This is a genomic window from Stackebrandtia sp., assembly GCF_035643755.1.
GTDB lineage: Bacteria > Actinomycetota > Actinomycetes > Mycobacteriales > Micromonosporaceae > Stackebrandtia.
Genome location: NZ_DASQPW010000212.1, coordinates 1 through 15,592, shown reverse-complemented (window position 1 = coordinate 15,592; position 15,592 = coordinate 1). Strand labels below are relative to the sequence as shown.

Annotated in this window: 15 protein-coding genes; 10 read left to right on the top strand and 5 right to left on the bottom strand. The window is 68.0% G+C overall.

Annotated features, from left to right (window positions below; translation table 11 throughout):
* The first annotated feature begins 51 nt into the window (after window positions 1-51).
* Window positions 52-456, top strand: coding sequence for a coenzyme B12-dependent isobutyryl CoA mutase small subunit (locus VE172_RS16310; protein ID WP_324802991.1), 405 nt, complete (start codon window positions 52-54; stop codon window positions 454-456).
* A gap of 397 nt (window positions 457-853) precedes the next feature.
* Here the strand turns inward: VE172_RS16310 and VE172_RS16305 are convergent, their stop codons facing one another.
* Window positions 854-2,113: a flavin-dependent oxidoreductase gene (locus tag VE172_RS16305; protein ID WP_324802990.1), complete on the bottom strand. Its 1,260-nt coding sequence runs from the start codon at window positions 2,111-2,113 to the stop codon at window positions 854-856.
* A gap of 92 nt (window positions 2,114-2,205) precedes the next feature.
* On the opposite strand from VE172_RS16305, the gene VE172_RS16300 reads away from it, so the two are divergent.
* The 6 genes from VE172_RS16300 (at window position 2,206) to groL (ending at window position 9,540) form a co-directional block, all read left to right on the top strand.
* A complete protein-coding gene (locus tag VE172_RS16300; protein ID WP_324802989.1) occupies window positions 2,206-3,222 on the top strand; it encodes a GNAT family N-acetyltransferase in 1,017 nt (338 codons plus the stop codon).
* Window positions 3,223-3,226: 4 nt separating this feature from the next.
* The gene (locus tag VE172_RS16295) at window positions 3,227-4,267 is read left to right on the top strand and encodes a GNAT family N-acetyltransferase (RefSeq protein ID WP_324802987.1); all 1,041 of its coding nucleotides are present in this window, start codon (window positions 3,227-3,229) and stop codon (window positions 4,265-4,267) included.
* A gap of 197 nt (window positions 4,268-4,464) precedes the next feature.
* Window positions 4,465-5,478, top strand: a complete 1,014-nt coding sequence (locus VE172_RS16290) for a GNAT family N-acetyltransferase (protein ID WP_324802986.1) — start codon at window positions 4,465-4,467, stop codon at window positions 5,476-5,478.
* Between the two features lie 67 nt (window positions 5,479-5,545).
* Window positions 5,546-7,246, top strand: coding sequence for a phenylacetic acid degradation protein PaaN (gene paaN, locus VE172_RS16285; protein ID WP_414715112.1), 1,701 nt, complete (start codon window positions 5,546-5,548; stop codon window positions 7,244-7,246).
* Window positions 7,247-7,418: 172 nt separating this feature from the next.
* Window positions 7,419-7,619, top strand: coding sequence for a cold-shock protein (locus tag VE172_RS16280; RefSeq protein ID WP_324802984.1), 201 nt, complete (start codon window positions 7,419-7,421; stop codon window positions 7,617-7,619).
* 292 nt (window positions 7,620-7,911) lie between these two features.
* Window positions 7,912-9,540, top strand: coding sequence for a chaperonin GroEL (gene groL, locus VE172_RS16275; RefSeq protein WP_324802983.1), 1,629 nt, complete (start codon window positions 7,912-7,914; stop codon window positions 9,538-9,540).
* Between the two features lie 219 nt (window positions 9,541-9,759).
* Here the strand turns inward: groL and VE172_RS16270 are convergent, their stop codons facing one another.
* Complete coding sequence (locus VE172_RS16270) at window positions 9,760-10,935, bottom strand: TolB family protein (protein ID WP_324802982.1); 1,176 nt, start codon at window positions 10,933-10,935, stop codon at window positions 9,760-9,762.
* Window positions 10,932-11,456 carry a SigE family RNA polymerase sigma factor gene (locus VE172_RS16265; RefSeq protein ID WP_324802981.1) on the bottom strand — a complete coding sequence of 175 codons (525 nt, stop codon included), beginning with the start codon at window positions 11,454-11,456 and terminating at the stop codon, window positions 10,932-10,934. Before VE172_RS16265 ends, VE172_RS16270 begins: the two co-directional genes overlap by 4 nt.
* 213 nt (window positions 11,457-11,669) lie before the next feature.
* Here VE172_RS16265 and VE172_RS16260 point away from each other — a divergent pair, with 213 nt between their 5' ends.
* Together VE172_RS16260 and VE172_RS16255 are read left to right on the top strand one after the other, a co-directional pair.
* On the top strand, window positions 11,670-12,329 hold the full coding sequence (locus VE172_RS16260) for a copper homeostasis protein CutC (protein ID WP_324802980.1): 660 nt from the start codon (window positions 11,670-11,672) through the stop codon (window positions 12,327-12,329).
* Window positions 12,330-12,339: 10 nt separating this feature from the next.
* Entirely contained in the window at window positions 12,340-12,630 is a 291-nt protein-coding gene (locus VE172_RS16255) for a hypothetical protein (RefSeq protein WP_324802979.1), read from the top strand.
* A 193-nt stretch (window positions 12,631-12,823) separates the two neighbouring features.
* Here VE172_RS16255 and VE172_RS16250 read toward each other — a convergent pair whose 3' ends face one another.
* Window positions 12,824-13,336: a SigE family RNA polymerase sigma factor gene (locus VE172_RS16250; protein WP_324802978.1), complete on the bottom strand. Its 513-nt coding sequence runs from the start codon at window positions 13,334-13,336 to the stop codon at window positions 12,824-12,826.
* Window positions 13,337-13,481: 145 nt separating this feature from the next.
* Between VE172_RS16250 and VE172_RS16245 the strand changes: the two genes are divergently transcribed.
* Window positions 13,482-14,675 carry a dipeptidase gene (locus VE172_RS16245; protein WP_324802977.1) on the top strand — a complete coding sequence of 398 codons (1,194 nt, stop codon included), beginning with the start codon at window positions 13,482-13,484 and terminating at the stop codon, window positions 14,673-14,675.
* On the opposite strand, the gene VE172_RS16240 is transcribed toward VE172_RS16245, so the two are convergent.
* Window positions 14,663-15,256, bottom strand: coding sequence for a hypothetical protein (locus VE172_RS16240; protein ID WP_324802976.1), 594 nt, complete (start codon window positions 15,254-15,256; stop codon window positions 14,663-14,665). The two genes, VE172_RS16245 and VE172_RS16240, sit on opposite strands and share 13 nt — an antisense overlap.
* Between the last annotated feature and the right edge of the window lie 336 nt (window positions 15,257-15,592).

Here is a 15,592-nt window from a genome sequence, read left to right as displayed (position 1 = left end):
TGGATAAGCTCGGCTGCGCACACCTACTCTTCGGCGCAAAGGACGACACGTATGGACACGCGGATTCGCGTCATCGTGGCCAAGCCCGGCCTCGACGGTCATGACCGAGGGGCCAAGGTGGTCGCCCGAGCCCTGCGCGACGCGGGCATGGAGGTCATCTACACGGGCCTCCACCAGACCCCCGAACAGATCGTGGCCGCGGCCATCGCCGAGGACGCCCACGCCGTGGGTCTCAGCGTCCTGTCGGGCGCCCACATGACGTTGTTCAAGAAGGTGACCGAGCTGCTGGCCGAGCGGGGCGCGTCGGACATCGTCGTCTTCGGCGGTGGCATCATCCCCGACTCCGACATTCCGCAGCTCGAGAGCATCGGCGTGGCGAAGATCTTCACCCCCGGCGCCACCACACAGTCCATTGTCGACTGGGTCCGCGGGAACGTCGCCACCCCCGCCGCCTGATGCCCACAATGGGCGCTTCGGAACTTTTTTGAAATGGGGCGTAACTCCCCTTCTGCCGCATCGTTGAATATGACGTCGGAACAACAACGACAAACAGCAAAGAAGCTGAGGTCACTCGCGTTCTAGCGAGCAGTTCTGACGAATACGGCCGATGCCCTGTCGGTCGAGGGGTGGCGACGGGGCATCGTGCATATAGGGGGTCGGACGTCTGAGGGGTGCGTCCGACCCCCACCTCTATGCGCGGCTTCGCCGTGCCTCATAGGCCGTCCGAATTCCTTTAGCGGCTTCGCCGCGCGACCCCCACCTTTGTGCGCGCAGCTTCGCTGCGCCCACAAGGGTCGAACGAATTCCTTTGGCGGCTTCGCCGCGCGACCCCCACCTTCGTGCGCGGCTTCTGTCAGCTCGGGCGCGGAACACTCCACGATGGACGAGCGTTCAACCGCTCGACGTCGATTCCCGTGGTGCGCAGGTACGCGTCCTCGATCCCCGCCAATTCCTCGGCCGACAGGATATCGGCGATGTCCGAGAAGCCCTGTGGCGCGCGCTCGGCGACGGTGCGCAGCACCGACTCGGGGCCCATCCCGCGATTGGCCAGCACGATGGCCGTGGTGGCCTCCCGCCGCTCGGCCTCGTACGCCGACAGGGCGGTCTCGACGTTCGGTTCGGTCGCCAGCCGATGCGCCAGCACGCGGGCGTCCAAAATGGCCTGAGACCCGCCGTTGGAGCCGATCGGGTACATCGGGTGAGCCGCGTCGCCAAGCAGCGTGACCCGACCGTTCCCCCAGTGCGGCAAGGGATCCCGATCGACCATCGGGTACTCCAGGATCGGGTCGCTGGCCGCGATCAGCCCTGGGACGTCCAGCCAACCGAAGTCCCAGTCGGCGTAGTGGGGAAGCACATCGGACAGCTCGCCGCGGGCCGTCCAGTCGGCGACCCTGCCGTCGTCGGGCAGCCGCACCTCCGCGACCCAGTTGATCGTGGTGAGGCCGTCGACGGTGGGCGCGATCGGGTAGGCCACGAACTTGGCCGCCGAGTTGCGTCCCGCGACCACCATGGACGCTTCCGAGCGGTACGGCTTTTGAACGTTGACGCCGCGCCACATCCGAATCCCGTTGCCGATCGGCGCCCCCTCGTCGGGATGCAACTGCGCCCGCACCGCCGAGTACAGTCCATCGGCCCCGATCACCGCGGCGGCGTCGATCCGCGTCTCCGCTCCGTCGGCGCGCTCCACCAACCGCACCCGCACCCGATTGCCGTCCTGCTCGCAGGACTCGAACCCGATCCCCGTGGCCACCGCGTCGGAACCCAGCCGCCGCCTCACGGTGCGCAGCAACATCATCTGCAGCTGGCCGCGGTGGATCGAGTACTGCGGCCAGCGGTACCCCGCGGCGATCCCGCGCGGCTCGCCCCAGATGCGGTTTCCGAACCTGTCGTAGTGGACGAACTCCGCCGTCGCGACGCCGAGCCGCGCCAGCTCGTCCCCCAAACCCAGCTCGGTGAGCTCCCGCACCGCGGCGGGTTGCAGGTTGATCCCGACCCCCGCGGGCGTCAGCTCGGGAACCCTGTCCACCACGGCGCACTCGATGCCCGCGGCGTGCAGGCTCAACGCGGCACTGAGTCCACCGATACCGGCGCCGATCACCAACACGTTCGCCATGGGGCTCCCCAACGGTTCGATGGACATCGATTGCCAAGTCATCTTAAGAAATTCGGTTTCCCTCTCCGCGTGCGTCCCTCACACTGAGCGACATGGACATCGAATTCACCGTCCTCGATCCGTTGAACCAGGCCGAAGTAGACGCCTGGCTCGGCGTCGTGCGTCGCTCGACGCTGGCGAGCGTCCCGGGGTTCCCGCCGTCCGTCAAGTCGACGCGGATCATCGGCCTGGTGCGGCACCGCGCGACCGAGCGGGTCGAGCACGTGCTGGCCAAGCGCGACGGCCGGGTCGTGGCGGCGGCCGAGATGAACATGCCGCTGTTGGACAACACCCACATGGTCGAGCTCGAGCTGGACGTCGACCCCGAGTTCCGGGGCCGGGGAATCGGATCGGCTCTGCTGACCGAGGTGGAGCGGCGCGCCGCGGAGTACGGCCGCACCACCCTGGTGGCCTTCAACGCCGAGGGCCCCGACGGGGGCGAGTCCGCCGGCTACCGCTTCGCGACCGCGCGCGGCTATGCCAAGGCGGGCGCCGACATCCGCCGCACCGCCGACCTGGGCGAGATCGACCAGTCGAACCTGGACGGGACGCTGGCGGACGCCTGGGCGAGGGCCGACGGCTACGCGCTGGTGCAGTGGACCGACCGCACGCCCTCCGAGCACGTCGAGGACGTGGCCTATTTGGATGGTCGGCTGCTGCTGGACGCGCCCACACAGGACCTCGACATCGAGCCGCAGAAGGTCGACGTCGATCGGGTCCACAACCGCGAGAACGAGTACATCACCCGCGGGCAGCTGCGGGTGTCCACCGCCGTCAAGCACGTCGGCAGCGGACGCCTCGTGGCGTGGACCGAGATCGCCGTCAACCCCGGCGAGGAGTTCGACTGCTGGCAGTCGATCACGCTGGTCGATCCCGACCATCGCGGACACCGCCTGGGCACCATCCTGAAGATCGAAAACCACCGTCACGTGCTGCGGTACCGCCCGATGATGCGTCGGGTGCACACCTGGAATTCCGAGGTCAACGACCACATGGTCGCCATCAACGAGGCCGTCGGCTATCGGATTCGGGAGCGCTGGAACGGCCTGCAGAAGAAGCTGGGGAAGTAGACACATGAACATCGAGATCCGACCGCTCAACGTCGACGACGACGCCGAGGTCGCCGAGGTGCTGGCCCTGCGCAAGGCCGTCAACGCCGCCGACACCCCCGACCAGGCCGCCCCATGCGGCGTGGCGTTTCGGGCGCGGCTGCGCGAGCACGACCACAACCACCGCCACGAGCGTGCCGCCGCCATAGTGGATGGACGCGTCGTCGGGCTGTCCGATCTGGAGTTCCCCCAGACCGACAACCTGCACGCGGCCTGGGGTGGCATCGAGGTGCTTCCCGAGCATCGCCGCCGCGGCATCGGCGGCGCGCTGATGGAGCACGCGATCGCCGCGGCCCGCGCCGACGACCGCCGCAGCCTGTGCATGGACGCCTGCGTCACGGGCGACTGGCCCGACGTCCCGAAGCGGGACGAGGCGGGGCGGCACTTCCTGGAGAGCTTCGGCTTCGACCTGGCGCTGAAGTCCATCGACCGCCGCGCCGACGTCGAGGCCCTGGACGCCGCGACGATCGACACGTTGCACGCCGAAACCCTTGCCAAGTCCGCCGACTACGAGACGGTCGCCTGGAGCGGGACGTCACCTGACGAGCTGCTGGCGCCGATGGCGGCGCTCAACAGCACCTTCCTCGACGAGGCGCCGCTGGGCGACCTGGACCTCGAGGCCGAGAAGATCGACGCCGAGCGGGAGCGCGACCGCCGGGACCGTGCCGTGGCGGCGGGCCTGTTCACCTGCGGGGTTGTGGCGCGCCTCAAGGGATCGGAGGACCTGGTCGCCATCACGGTGATCGGCGTACCCACCGAGCCCGGCACCCACGCGCACCAGTGGATGACGCTGGTGTCCCCCGAGCATCGCGGACACAAGCTTGGTCTGCGGGTGAAGCTGGAGAACTGGCGCCTGCTGCGCCGCGAGCGCCCGAGGGTGCGCTGGATCGACACCGACAACGCCGCCGTCAACGACCACATGATCGCCATCAACGAGGCCATGGGCTTCAAGCCCGTGGACTACCTGTACGAGTACCAACTTGACGTTACGAAGACGTCACACTGACCTTACTCCTTTTCGGGTTATATCCCGCCGACCGACTCACGGAATTCGTGATCTCCGTGGGGAAGGTCGGCGGGAACTCGCCTTGGGGTACCAACAGGTGATGTCACATCGTCCTCAAGGCTCCTTGCGAGGGGCTCACAATGATGTCATAATGACGTCACAACGCGGAATCGACTTGTCTCACCCTGGAGGGCACTGTGGACATCTCCCGTCTGACCATTGACGACTCAGCAGCGGTCGAAGAGACCTGGAATCTGCTCCAGCTCAACCACCGCACCGACCGCCCGGACACGCCGCCCCCGAGCCGCGTCGTCTTCGAGGCCGAGATCGCGGGGGACCACCCCGAGGAACGCGAGGAGCGCTATGCCGCCCGCGTCGACGGACGCGTCGTCGGTGCGGGCGGTCTGGGGGCCTCGCGGCACGACAACCACCACCTCGCCTTCACCTACATCCAGGTCCACCCCGAGTACCGCCGCCGCGGCATCGGCTCGGCCCTGCTGGATCACGTCACCGACCGCGCCCGCGCCGAGGGCCGCACCACCCAGACCTCCCACACCTCCGAGACCCTGCCCGGCGGCCCCTTCCGCCCCGTCGACGGCCGAGAATTCGCCCGCGCCAAGGGTTTCGACATCGTCCACACCGAACGCTCCCGCAAGCTCTCCCTGGTCTCCATCGAGGGAAAGATCGAGACCGAGCTGCTGGACGACGCCCGCCCCCACGCCACCGACTACGAGGTGCTGCAGTGGATCGGCCCCACCCCCGAGGAATTCATCGAGGGCGTGGCCGCCCTGGAAAGCCGCCTGGTCTCCGACGTCCCCCTCGGCGGCCTCGACGTGGAAGAGCAGGAGATCACCCCCGAGCGCACCCGCGCCAAGGACGCCTACGAGGCCAAGATCGGCCGCGTCTTCGCCAGCACCTACGTGCGGCACCGACCCACCGGCGACCTGGTCGGACACGCGGTGGTGGCGGTGTTCCCCGACACCCCCGAATACGGCTACCAGTGGATCACCCTGGTCCATCCCGACCATCGTGGACACCGCCTGGGCACCATCGTGAAGATCGAGAACCACCGCCTGCTGCGCCGCGAGCTGCCGTCGGTCCGCTGGATCATCACCGCCAACGCCGAGGTCAACACCCACATGGTCGCGATTAACGAGCGGATGGGTTTCGTGGAAATGGATCGCCAACTGGAACTGCAACGCAAGATCTGACCGGCCGCGCGACAACTCCCGCCGCAGCGTTCGGCGACGGTGACGAGGGGCCGTCGTATCGGGCATCATGAAAGTCATGACGCATCCTCTGCTCACCAAGCATCGCGACACCCTGGACCGCGCCCTGGCGGCTATCGCGGGGCGCGGCTACTTCTCGATCTACCCCGAGTCCCCCAGCCCGCGGGTCTACGGCGAGAACGCCGCCGCCGACGGCAAGGCCGACTTCGAGCTGTCGCTGGGGGAGCGCTTCGTCATCGACCAGCCGGGCGACCACGAGTACCTCGCCACCGAGAAGAGTCCATTCGGGACTCGCCTGGACGTGGAGTACCCGCGGGCACGACCCGAGGCCCTGATCGAGGCCGCCACGGCGGCCTGGCCCGCCTGGCGCGGCACCGATCCCGCCACGCGGGCGGCGGTGTGCATCGAGATCCTGCAACACATCCACGAGCACGTGTTCACCATGGCCAACGCCGTGCACTTCACCACGGGGCAGCCCTTCGTCATGGCATTCCAGGCGGGCGGGCCGCACGCCCTGGACCGCGGCCTGGAGGCGGTGGCGTACGGCTACTTCGAGCAGACCCGCACCCCCGCGGTCGCCTACTGGGAGAAGCCCGCGGGCAAGGGCCAGGTGCTGGCCATGGAGAAGCGCTACATCGTGGCGCCGCGCGGCGTCGGCCTGGTGATCGGCTGCAACACCTTCCCCACCTGGAACTCCTACCCCGGCCTGTTCGCCTCGTTGGTCACGGGCAACCCCGTCATCGTCAAGCCCCACCCGGGCGCGGTGCTGCCGCTGGCGCTGACCGTGCGCTACGCCCGCGAGGTGCTGGCCGGCGCGGGCTTCGACCCCAACCTGGTGACGCTGGCCGCCGAGGCGCCCGAGGACCGCATCGCCGCCGAGCTGGCCTGCCACCCGAAGGTGAAGGTGGTGGACTTCACCGGCTCGAGCTACTTCGGCAACTGGCTGGAGGACAACGCCCGCCAGGCCGCCGTCTACACCGAGAAGGCTGGCGTCAACACGATCGTCATCGACTCGACCGACGACTTCAAGGGGCTGTGCCGCAATCTCGCGTTCACCCTGTGCCTCTACAGCGGACAGATGTGCACGACGTCCCAGGCGATCTTCCTTCCCGCCGAGGGCATCGAAACCCCCGACGGCCACCTGAGCGCCGACGAGGTGATCGCGGGCATCTGCGCGGCGGTGGACAAGCTGTGCGCCGACCCCGCCAAGGCCGTGGAGCTGTTGGGCGCGATCGTGACGCCGCAGGTGGCCGAGCGGATCGACAACGCCGCCGCCCTCGGCGAGACGGTGCTGGCGTCGCGCGCCCTGGACCATCCGTCCTATCCCGACGCTCGGGTGCGGACTCCCTTGCTGCTCAAGGTGACCGCCGACGCCCGCAAGTCCTACGGCTCGGAGTGCTTCGGACCCGTCTCGTTCTTCGTCACCACCGACAACACCACCGAGAGCCTCAACCTGGTGCGCGACGTGGTCGGCGAGCAGGGCGCCCTGACGATGGGGGTGTACTCCACCGACCCGACGGTGCTGACCGCCGCCGAGGGCGTGGCCTGCGAGGTCGCGGTCCACTTGTCCTGCAACCTGACCGGCGGCGTCTTCGTCAACCAGACCTCCGCGTTCTCCGATTTCCACGGCTCGGGCGGCAATCCCGCCGCCAACGCCTCGCTCGTCGACGGGGCCTTCGTAACGGGCCGTTTCCGCGCCATCGAGTCCCGCCGCCACGTCGAACCGCGCCCCTCAAACGGGTCCGCGTGACGTGTAAGCCACACCGCATGGAAAGCCCACCGATAGCGGCCCTCGTGTAGCCTCCTAACCTGGTCATGGTTCGCGATCAGTGCGGTCTGAACAGCAGTACAGGTCTGCGGGTGTTTGATCGACGGCCGCGCATCCGCGCTGGTCATTAGCACGCACAGTTAGAAGGAAGTACATGGCACAGGGCACCGTCAAATGGTTCAACGCCGAGAAGGGCTACGGCTTCATCGCCGTCGACGGAGGCAACGACGTCTTCGTGCACTTCTCTGCCATTCAGGCGGACGGCTACCGTTCGCTTGATGACGGTCAGCGCGTGGAGTTCGAGATCGCGCAGGGTCAGAAGGGCCCGCAGGCGGAGAACGTCAAGCTCGTGTGACGCGAGTCTTCAAGCGCTTAAGAGGCAGGTGGACGCCACTCCCGGTGTCCACCTGCCTCTTGTTTTGCTGTGAGAGTAATCGTTTCGCACCCACCCGGCTTGGCACTCTCGCCCTGTGAGTGCTATACCTGTGATTGGCACTCTCACCGTGCGAGTGCCAAGAAAGTCGGGGTGGTGGGACCTCGCCGGCGAACCCGCTCAACCGGGGACGTCGACGCAGGTCAGGTCGTCGCGGGCCTCCCGCCCGGCTAAGACGTGAATCACATTTCTGATCCGGAAGGGTACAAGCCGAATGGCTAAGATCATCGCTTTCGACGAGGAAGCTCGCCGCGGCCTCGAGCGGGGAATGAACATCCTCGCCGACGCCGTCAAGGTGACCCTCGGTCCCAAGGGCCGCAACGTCGTTCTCGACAAGAAGTGGGGCGCCCCCACCATCACCAACGATGGTGTCTCGGTCGCCAAGGAGATCGAGCTGGAAGACCCCTACGAGAAGATCGGCGCCGAGCTGGTCAAGGAGGTCGCCAAGAAGACCGACGACGTCGCCGGTGACGGCACCACCACCGCCACCGTTCTGGCGCAGGCGCTGGTGAAGGAGGGTCTGCGCTCGGTCGCCGCCGACGCCAACCCGATCGCGCTGAAGCGCGGCATCGAGGCCGCCGTGGCCGCCGTGATCGAGGAGCTGGGCAAGCTCGCCAAGGACATCGAGTCCAAGGAGCAGATCGCCGCCACCGCCTCGATCTCCGCCGGTGACCCCACCGTCGGCGACATCATCGCCGAGTCGATGGACAAGGTCGGCAAGGAAGGCGTCATCACCGTCGAGGAGTCCAACACCTTCGGCCTCGAGCTCGAGCTCACCGAGGGCATGCGCTTCGACAAGGGATACATCTCGGGTTACTTCGTGACCGACCAGGACCGCATGGAGACCGTCCTGGACGACCCGTACATCCTGATCGCCAACTCCAAGATCTCCGCGGTCAAGGACCTGCTGCCCACCCTGGAGAAGATCATGCAGGGCGGCAAGTCCCTCGTGATCATCGCCGAGGACGTGGAGGGCGAGGCCCTGGCCACCCTGATCGTCAACAAGATGCGCGGCACCTTCAAGTCCGTGGCCATCAAGGCCCCGGGCTTCGGCGACCGTCGCAAGGCCATGCTGGGCGACATCGCGATCCTCACCGGCGGCCAGGTCATCAGCGAGGAGCTGGGCCTGAAGCTGGAGAACGCCACCATCGACCTGCTGGGCCAGGCCCGCAAGGTGGTCGTCACCAAGGATGAGACCACCATTGTGGACGGTTCCGGCGACCAGGCCGCCATCGACGGCCGCGTCGCGCAGATCCGCACCGAGATCGACAACTCCGACTCCGACTACGACCGCGAGAAGCTCCAGGAGCGCCTGGCCAAGCTCGCCGGCGGCGTCGCCGTCATCAAGGTCGGCGCGGCCACCGAGGTCGAGCTCAAGGAGCGCAAGCACCGCATCGAGGACGCCGTCCGCAACGCCAAGGCCGCCGTCGAAGAGGGCATCGTGCCCGGCGGTGGCGTCGCCCTGGTTCAGGCCGGAGCGACCGCCTTCGACAAGATCGAGCTGGAGGGCGACGAGGCCACCGGCGTGCAGCTGGTGAAGGCCGCGCTGTCCGCCCCGCTGAAGCAGATCGCCGCCAACGCCGGTCTCGAGGGCGGCGTGGTCGCCGAGCGCGTCAAGAACCTGCCCGCGGGCCAGGGTCTCAACGCCGCCACCGGCGAGTACGTCGACATGCTCGAGGCGGGCATCAACGACCCGGCCAAGGTCACCCGTTCGGCGCTGCAGAACGCCGCGTCGATCGCCGGTCTGTTCCTGACCACCGAGGCCGTCGTCGCCGACAAGCCCGAGAAGGAGGCCCCGGCCGCCGCCGGCGCCCCCGACATGGGCGGCATGGGCGGCTTCTAAGAAGTCTCCCTTCGCCTGACAGGCAACAACACCGGCCTCGTCTCCTTTGTGGAGACGGGGTCGGTGTTTTGGTGTGTCGTACCCGTGGCTTAGGCTTGGCCGCTCTCCCGGTTAGTCGAGTGCGTTTACGGCCGCCAGCCGCGTACGTCCTCGCCTGTACGGTGGCCCGTTGCCGCGCACCGCTTCTCCCTGGTGCGCGGCAACGGTTCCACGGCGCGTTCAGTCGCCCTTCGGGGCGAAGCCGATGTAGGTGAGATCGCCGTCCGAGCTGGGCCGCGCCTCGGTGTACCGATCGAGCTTCTTGCCGCGATAGTCGTACAGACCGATCTCGCTGTACTTGGAGCCGTCGGTCGTCACCAGCAGCCGACCAGGGATCGCGAAGACGAACGCGGGCACCTGCGCATACGTCTGCTGGTTGGCCGTCTTCTGCTGCTGCGGGATCTTCACCAGGTCGCCGTTGGCGGTATCGACGATCACGTTGCAGAAGTTGTACGGCACAGTGAATCCCTGGTGACCCGCGGTCCCGCTGGCGTTGACGCACACGAACCGCCCGTCGGGCGACACCGCCGTCAACGCGTTCGCGTAGGGCAACTTCGTGCGCCCCAACACCTTCGACACGTCGGTCTTGACGGACTTCCCGTCGGGGGTGGTGCGGTAGACGTCGGTCGCCTTCCCCTTGTTGACCAACGAAAACATCACGTCCTGCCCGTGAACGCGGGCCAGGCGGACGTCGCAGCCGGGCGGCTGCGCCGAGGGGGTGAACTTCTTGGTGTTGAGGTCGATGAACCCGAAGCGCTGGTCACCGTGGCCCGCACCGCGATCCACGAATACCCGCTCCCCGTCGGAGGTCCACTGCGGCGTGGAGCAGACGTCCTCCCAGCCCGAGAAGTCGGTGAGGACCGTGCGCTTCTCGCCGCCGACGTCCATCACCCTGAACTGGTCGCCCTGGGAGTCGGAGGTCATGTAGGCGAAGCGCTGCCCATCGGGCGACAGCGCCGCCGAGTAATAGAACATCCCCTGGTCGTCGAGGCCGATGTCCGTCATGGTCTTGTCGCCGGGCTTCCAGCGATACGGCAGGTCGCTCGGATCGTTGACGCCGGGCTGCCCGCCGCTGGCGGCATCCCCCTGCCCGTAGATCGCGCTGTAGAACGTCCCCTCGAGCTTGTCCACCGTGCCCGTCGGCAACGGTCGGTCGGTCGGCATCGCCTGGTTCTGCCCGTACACCGACACCGCGCCGACCACCGCCAGCGCCGCGGCGACCACCGCCGCCGCGCACGCCGCGACCGCGCGTTGCCTGCCCAGTCTCCGAGAGCCCGCCAGCACTCGGTCGCGCATGTCGACGTCCAGTACCTTGCCAGCCATGTCGGTCAGGTCGTCGTGGAGTTCCTCCGTCATGCGAAGCTCCTTTCAGTGAATTGCGCCAATTCGGGACGCTGCTTTCGCAGGGAGGAGATCGCCTTGGCCGTCTGGCTCTTGACCGTTCCGGTGCTGCAATTCAGGATCTCGGCGGTGTCGGGAACGGTCCGATCCTCGTAGAAGCGCAGCACGATGACGGCGCGCTGCCGCGGCGGCAGCTGAGCCAGCGCGTCACGCAGCACCATCTTGCGCACGGTGGCCTCCGAGGAGTCCGGGATGGAGACGGCGGCGTCCGAAACGCCGTCGTCGGATGTTTCCTTGAACCGCTTGCGACGCCACCACGCCACCTGAAGGTGGTACATGGTCTTGCGGGTGTACGCCTCGGCGTTGTTCGTGTCGTGCAGGCGCTTCCACGCGCGGTGGGTGCGCACCAGCGCCGACTGCACCAGATCCTCTGCCAGATGCTGGTCGCCGGTGAGCAGGTACGCCGATCGCAGCAGCGATCCGGTGCGCGCCCGCACGAACTCATCGAACTGCGCCGATGAGGCGTTTGCTTCCATAGCGTCGTTACTCCTTGCCCGGGGTGTACCGACATAGATGAGAGCGCGCCGCGCAACGGTTGCCCGGGCGGGTGAATCCGTCCGGCGAACCGGTGACCGACCATGGATATCACGCCGTCCGAGACCGGACCCCGCGCCGCGGCGGGTGTGGCGCGGGCGAGAACCTTACCGGGTGGTGGCTTGCCGGCTACCTTGCTCTGCGACGATCAAGCGATGTCCGAGTCGCTGCTGGAAGTCATCGCGCTGAACGCCACCGACGCTCGGGCCGCGGCCGCGGGTGGCGCCGACCGGCTGGAGCTGGTGTCGGACATCGACGCCGACGGCCTGACGCCGTCGGTGCGCACCGTCGCCGAGGTCCGCGACGCCTGCGATCTGCGGCTGCGCGTCATGCTGCGCACTCGCCCCGACTTCGCCACCGGCGACCTGGACGCCCTGGCCGCCAAGACCTCCGAGCTCGCCGCGGCGGGCGCCGACGGTTTCGTCCTGGGTTTCATCGACGGAGACAACGGCCTCGACGTCAACGCGATGCGGTACCTGTCGGCGGCGGGCGGGCTGCCGTGGACCTGCCACCGCGCCATCGACCACGTCCGCGACTACGACGCCGCGTTCGCGGGGCTGGACGGCATGGACCGGCTGGACCAGATCCTCACGGCGGGAAGCCCGGCGGGCGTATCGTCCGGTATGGACAATCTGCTCCGCCGGGCCCACGACGCGCTGCTGATGGCGGGCGGCGGCCTGCGCCCCGAGCACGTGCCCGGGCTGCGCGCCGCCGGCATCGCCTCCTTTCACATCGGCTCGGCCGCCCGCGACACCTGGGACGCGCCCGTGGACGCGCGCCGCGTGGAGCGCTGGCGCACCCTCATCGACGGGTAATCGGCTCGACGTGCCGGTGGTTCCGCCGCTGGGCACCTCGATCGAGGAGGACTCCCCCGATGGCGACATCGAGCCGCCCTCGTTCGACGACGAGCCGCCGCTGCTTTCGGGGGCGGAGCTGCTGCTGTCGTCGTCGGAGCTCGTGCTCTCCGAGGTGGACGGATCGTCGGGCCCGCAGGACCGCGACTCCTCGGGCGACGGCTCGGTGGTCTCGCCGCCCCGGATGGCCGACTCCGTGGTCGCGTCGGGCGCGGTCTCCGTCTGGCTCACGCAGTCGGAACCGCCCGCCGGCGGCGTGTGATGGTCGACCCCGCCTCCCGCCCAGACCGCCGAGGCGGTGGCCACACCGCCGCCCAGCAGCGCCACCGCGGCCACCACGCCGACGACCATTCGCCGCACACCCAGCTTGTGGGCGTCGCGGTACGCCCGCGCCGTCATGTCCCGGTACTTGGCTTCGGAGGCCAAGTCCATCAGTTGACTCCTCACGTCTTCGCTCATGTCGAGGCCCCTCTCAGTTCACGCAGTTGTGGCGCCCGTTCCCTCAACAGCCGAAGCGCGCGCGCCGTCTGGCTCTTCACCGTTCCGGCGCTGCAGTTCAGGATCTCGGCGGTCTCGTCGATCGACTTGTCCTCGAAGTACCGCAGCACCAACACGGCCCGCTGCTTCGGGGTGAGCCGATCCAGCACCTTCTTCAACTCCATGCGCCGCAACACGTCCTCGGAGGAATCGGCGATCGCCTCGCCGCCCTCGAAGCGCATCGCCCGCCGCTCCCGCGCCTTGCGCCGCCACCAGGTGACCTGGAGGTTGTACATGATCTTTCGGGTGTACGCCTCCGCGTTGCCGGCCTTCTCGATGCGCCGCCAGGACCGCAGCGTGCGGGCCAGGGCGGACTGCACCAGGTCCTCCGCCTGATGCTGATCGCCGGTCATCAGGTAGGCGGCCCGCACCAACGCCGCCCCTCGGGCGTGCACGAACTCGTCGAACTCGGGTATCGGTGGCCCTGTCACACGAACGCTCCTTGACTCGTGAACTCACCCCCTAGACGACGGTGACCGCGCCGGGGTTGTCACGCCGGACAAAAAACCCATAAACGCCAATCGCGCCACGCTCCGGCGGATGATGGGGCGAGCGTTTGCCAGTAAGGTGCGAGACATGTCTACTCTCCTTTCCTCCCGCGTCGCTGACCTGCTGGCCGCCCACCCCGTCATCGACGGCCACAACGATCTGCTGATCCGCATGCGGCGCCTGGGCCACTACGACTTTGACGCCCACGAGATCTCGGCCGACCGCACCGCCGACGGCTTGCACACCGACATCCCCCGCATCCGCCGCGGCGGCCTGGGCGGCCAGTTCTGGTCGGTGTTCGTCCCGGTGTCGCTGGCGGGGGAGTCCGCGGTCACCGCGACCTTGGAGCAGATCGATGCCGCCCGCGAGATGATCGACCGCTACGGCGACTTCCGCCTGGCGTTGACGGCCGACGACATCGAGGCGTCCCTGGAGGCGGGCACGGTGGCGTCCCTGCTGGGCGCCGAGGGCGGCCACTCGATCGGTTGTTCACTGGGGACGTTGCGCATGATGTACGCGCTCGGCGTGCGCTACATGACCCTGACCCACACCGACAACACCCCCTGGGCCGACAGCGCCACCGACGACCCGAAGGTCGGCGGCCTGAGCGCCTTCGGCCGCGAGGTGGTGCGCGAGATGAACCGCCTGGGCATGCTGGTCGACATCTCCCACGTCGCGGCCACCACGATGCACGCGGCCCTGGACGTCAGCGAGGCCCCCGCCTTCTTCTCCCACTCCAACACCCTCGAGCTTTGTGGACACCCCCGCAACGTCCCCGACGACGTGCTGCGCCGCGTCGGCGAGACCCACGGCGTGGTGATGGCGACCTTCGTGCCCGGCTTCCTCACCGACGCCTGCCGCGAATGGGTCGACGCCTACCACGAGTTCCAGGGCATCTCCCTGGGCGACTACGACTCCGAGCAGCGCCCCGAATCCGAAGTGGCCCAATGGAAGGCCGACCACCCCCACCCCGGCGCCACCGCCTCCGACGTCGCCGACCACATCGAACGCATCCGCGACCTGGCGGGCGTCGACTGCGTCGGCATCGGCGGCGACCTGGACGGCATCGGCACCACCCCCACCGACATCCCCGACGTCACGGGCTATCCCGTCGTCCTGGAGGAACTCGCCTCGCGCGGCTGGAGCGACGACGACCTGGCGAAACTCACCTGCCGCAACGTGATCCGCGTCCTGCGCGACACCGAAAACGTCGCGGCCCGGGCGCGCGCCCAACGCGGCCCGAGCCGTCAGACGTTCGCCGAACTCGATCAGTCGAGCTGAGCGGTCTGGTTGATCGTCCCCTCCAGGTTCTCCAGGGTCCCGGCGGCCGTGGAGTCGTCGTCGGTGTACAGATCGACGGGGTTCCGCAGCCGATAGGTCTCGTTGACGAGCGGGAACGCCGTGGCGTCCTTCGTCGTGAACGTGGCGAGCTTTTCGCTGGTGCGCAAGGTGACGGGCCCGTCGGTGGACTCGCCGTCGGGCAGCTTCTCGACCTTCACCGACACCGCCTCGGTGAGATCGGTGAGCGAGACCGGGTCCGGGATCGCGCCGGAGTGGTCCACGGCGGTGACCACGACGTCCCCCAACGGCCCCGAATCATCCTCGGAGGACAGCCGGAAGTTGGCCCGCAGCGGCCCCACCAGCGGCTTCTCCACCTCGACGATCCCGTGCAGTTTCCCTGTGGCGTACGTGGTGTCGCCGACGGTGACGTCGGCGCCCTCGCTGCTCACCGTGCCGAACATGATCCCCGCGGACGTCGCGCCACTCGGCGCGGCCTGCGCGGGCGAGGCGGCGCCCCCGACGAACAACACGGTGACCGCCGCGATCACCACCGCCGCATTGCGTACACGTGACAAGGCCATGTGGTCCCCCGTGAGCTCGTGGCTAATCCACAACGGAATATAAGTGCGCCGCGACGAGCCCAGAACGAAACGGACAAAATCCTCCGCGATTTTCACCTTCACGGGGTAGCCGTCGGACGGCAAGGACGCACACCGACTCGCCATCGAGGATGTGCGCGCCACCCGCGACAGCATCCGTCACCTTGGCGTCCGCCGTCCGTCAAGATCCTTTCTTGCCACTGTGTTTGGCAATGACCAGCGCCTTCTTGCCAGAACTTGAGCTGCTACCGGTCCAGAATAGATAGTTCTTGGCGTCAACCCCCGCGAGGACCGCATCGGCATACTGCCACAAGGCTT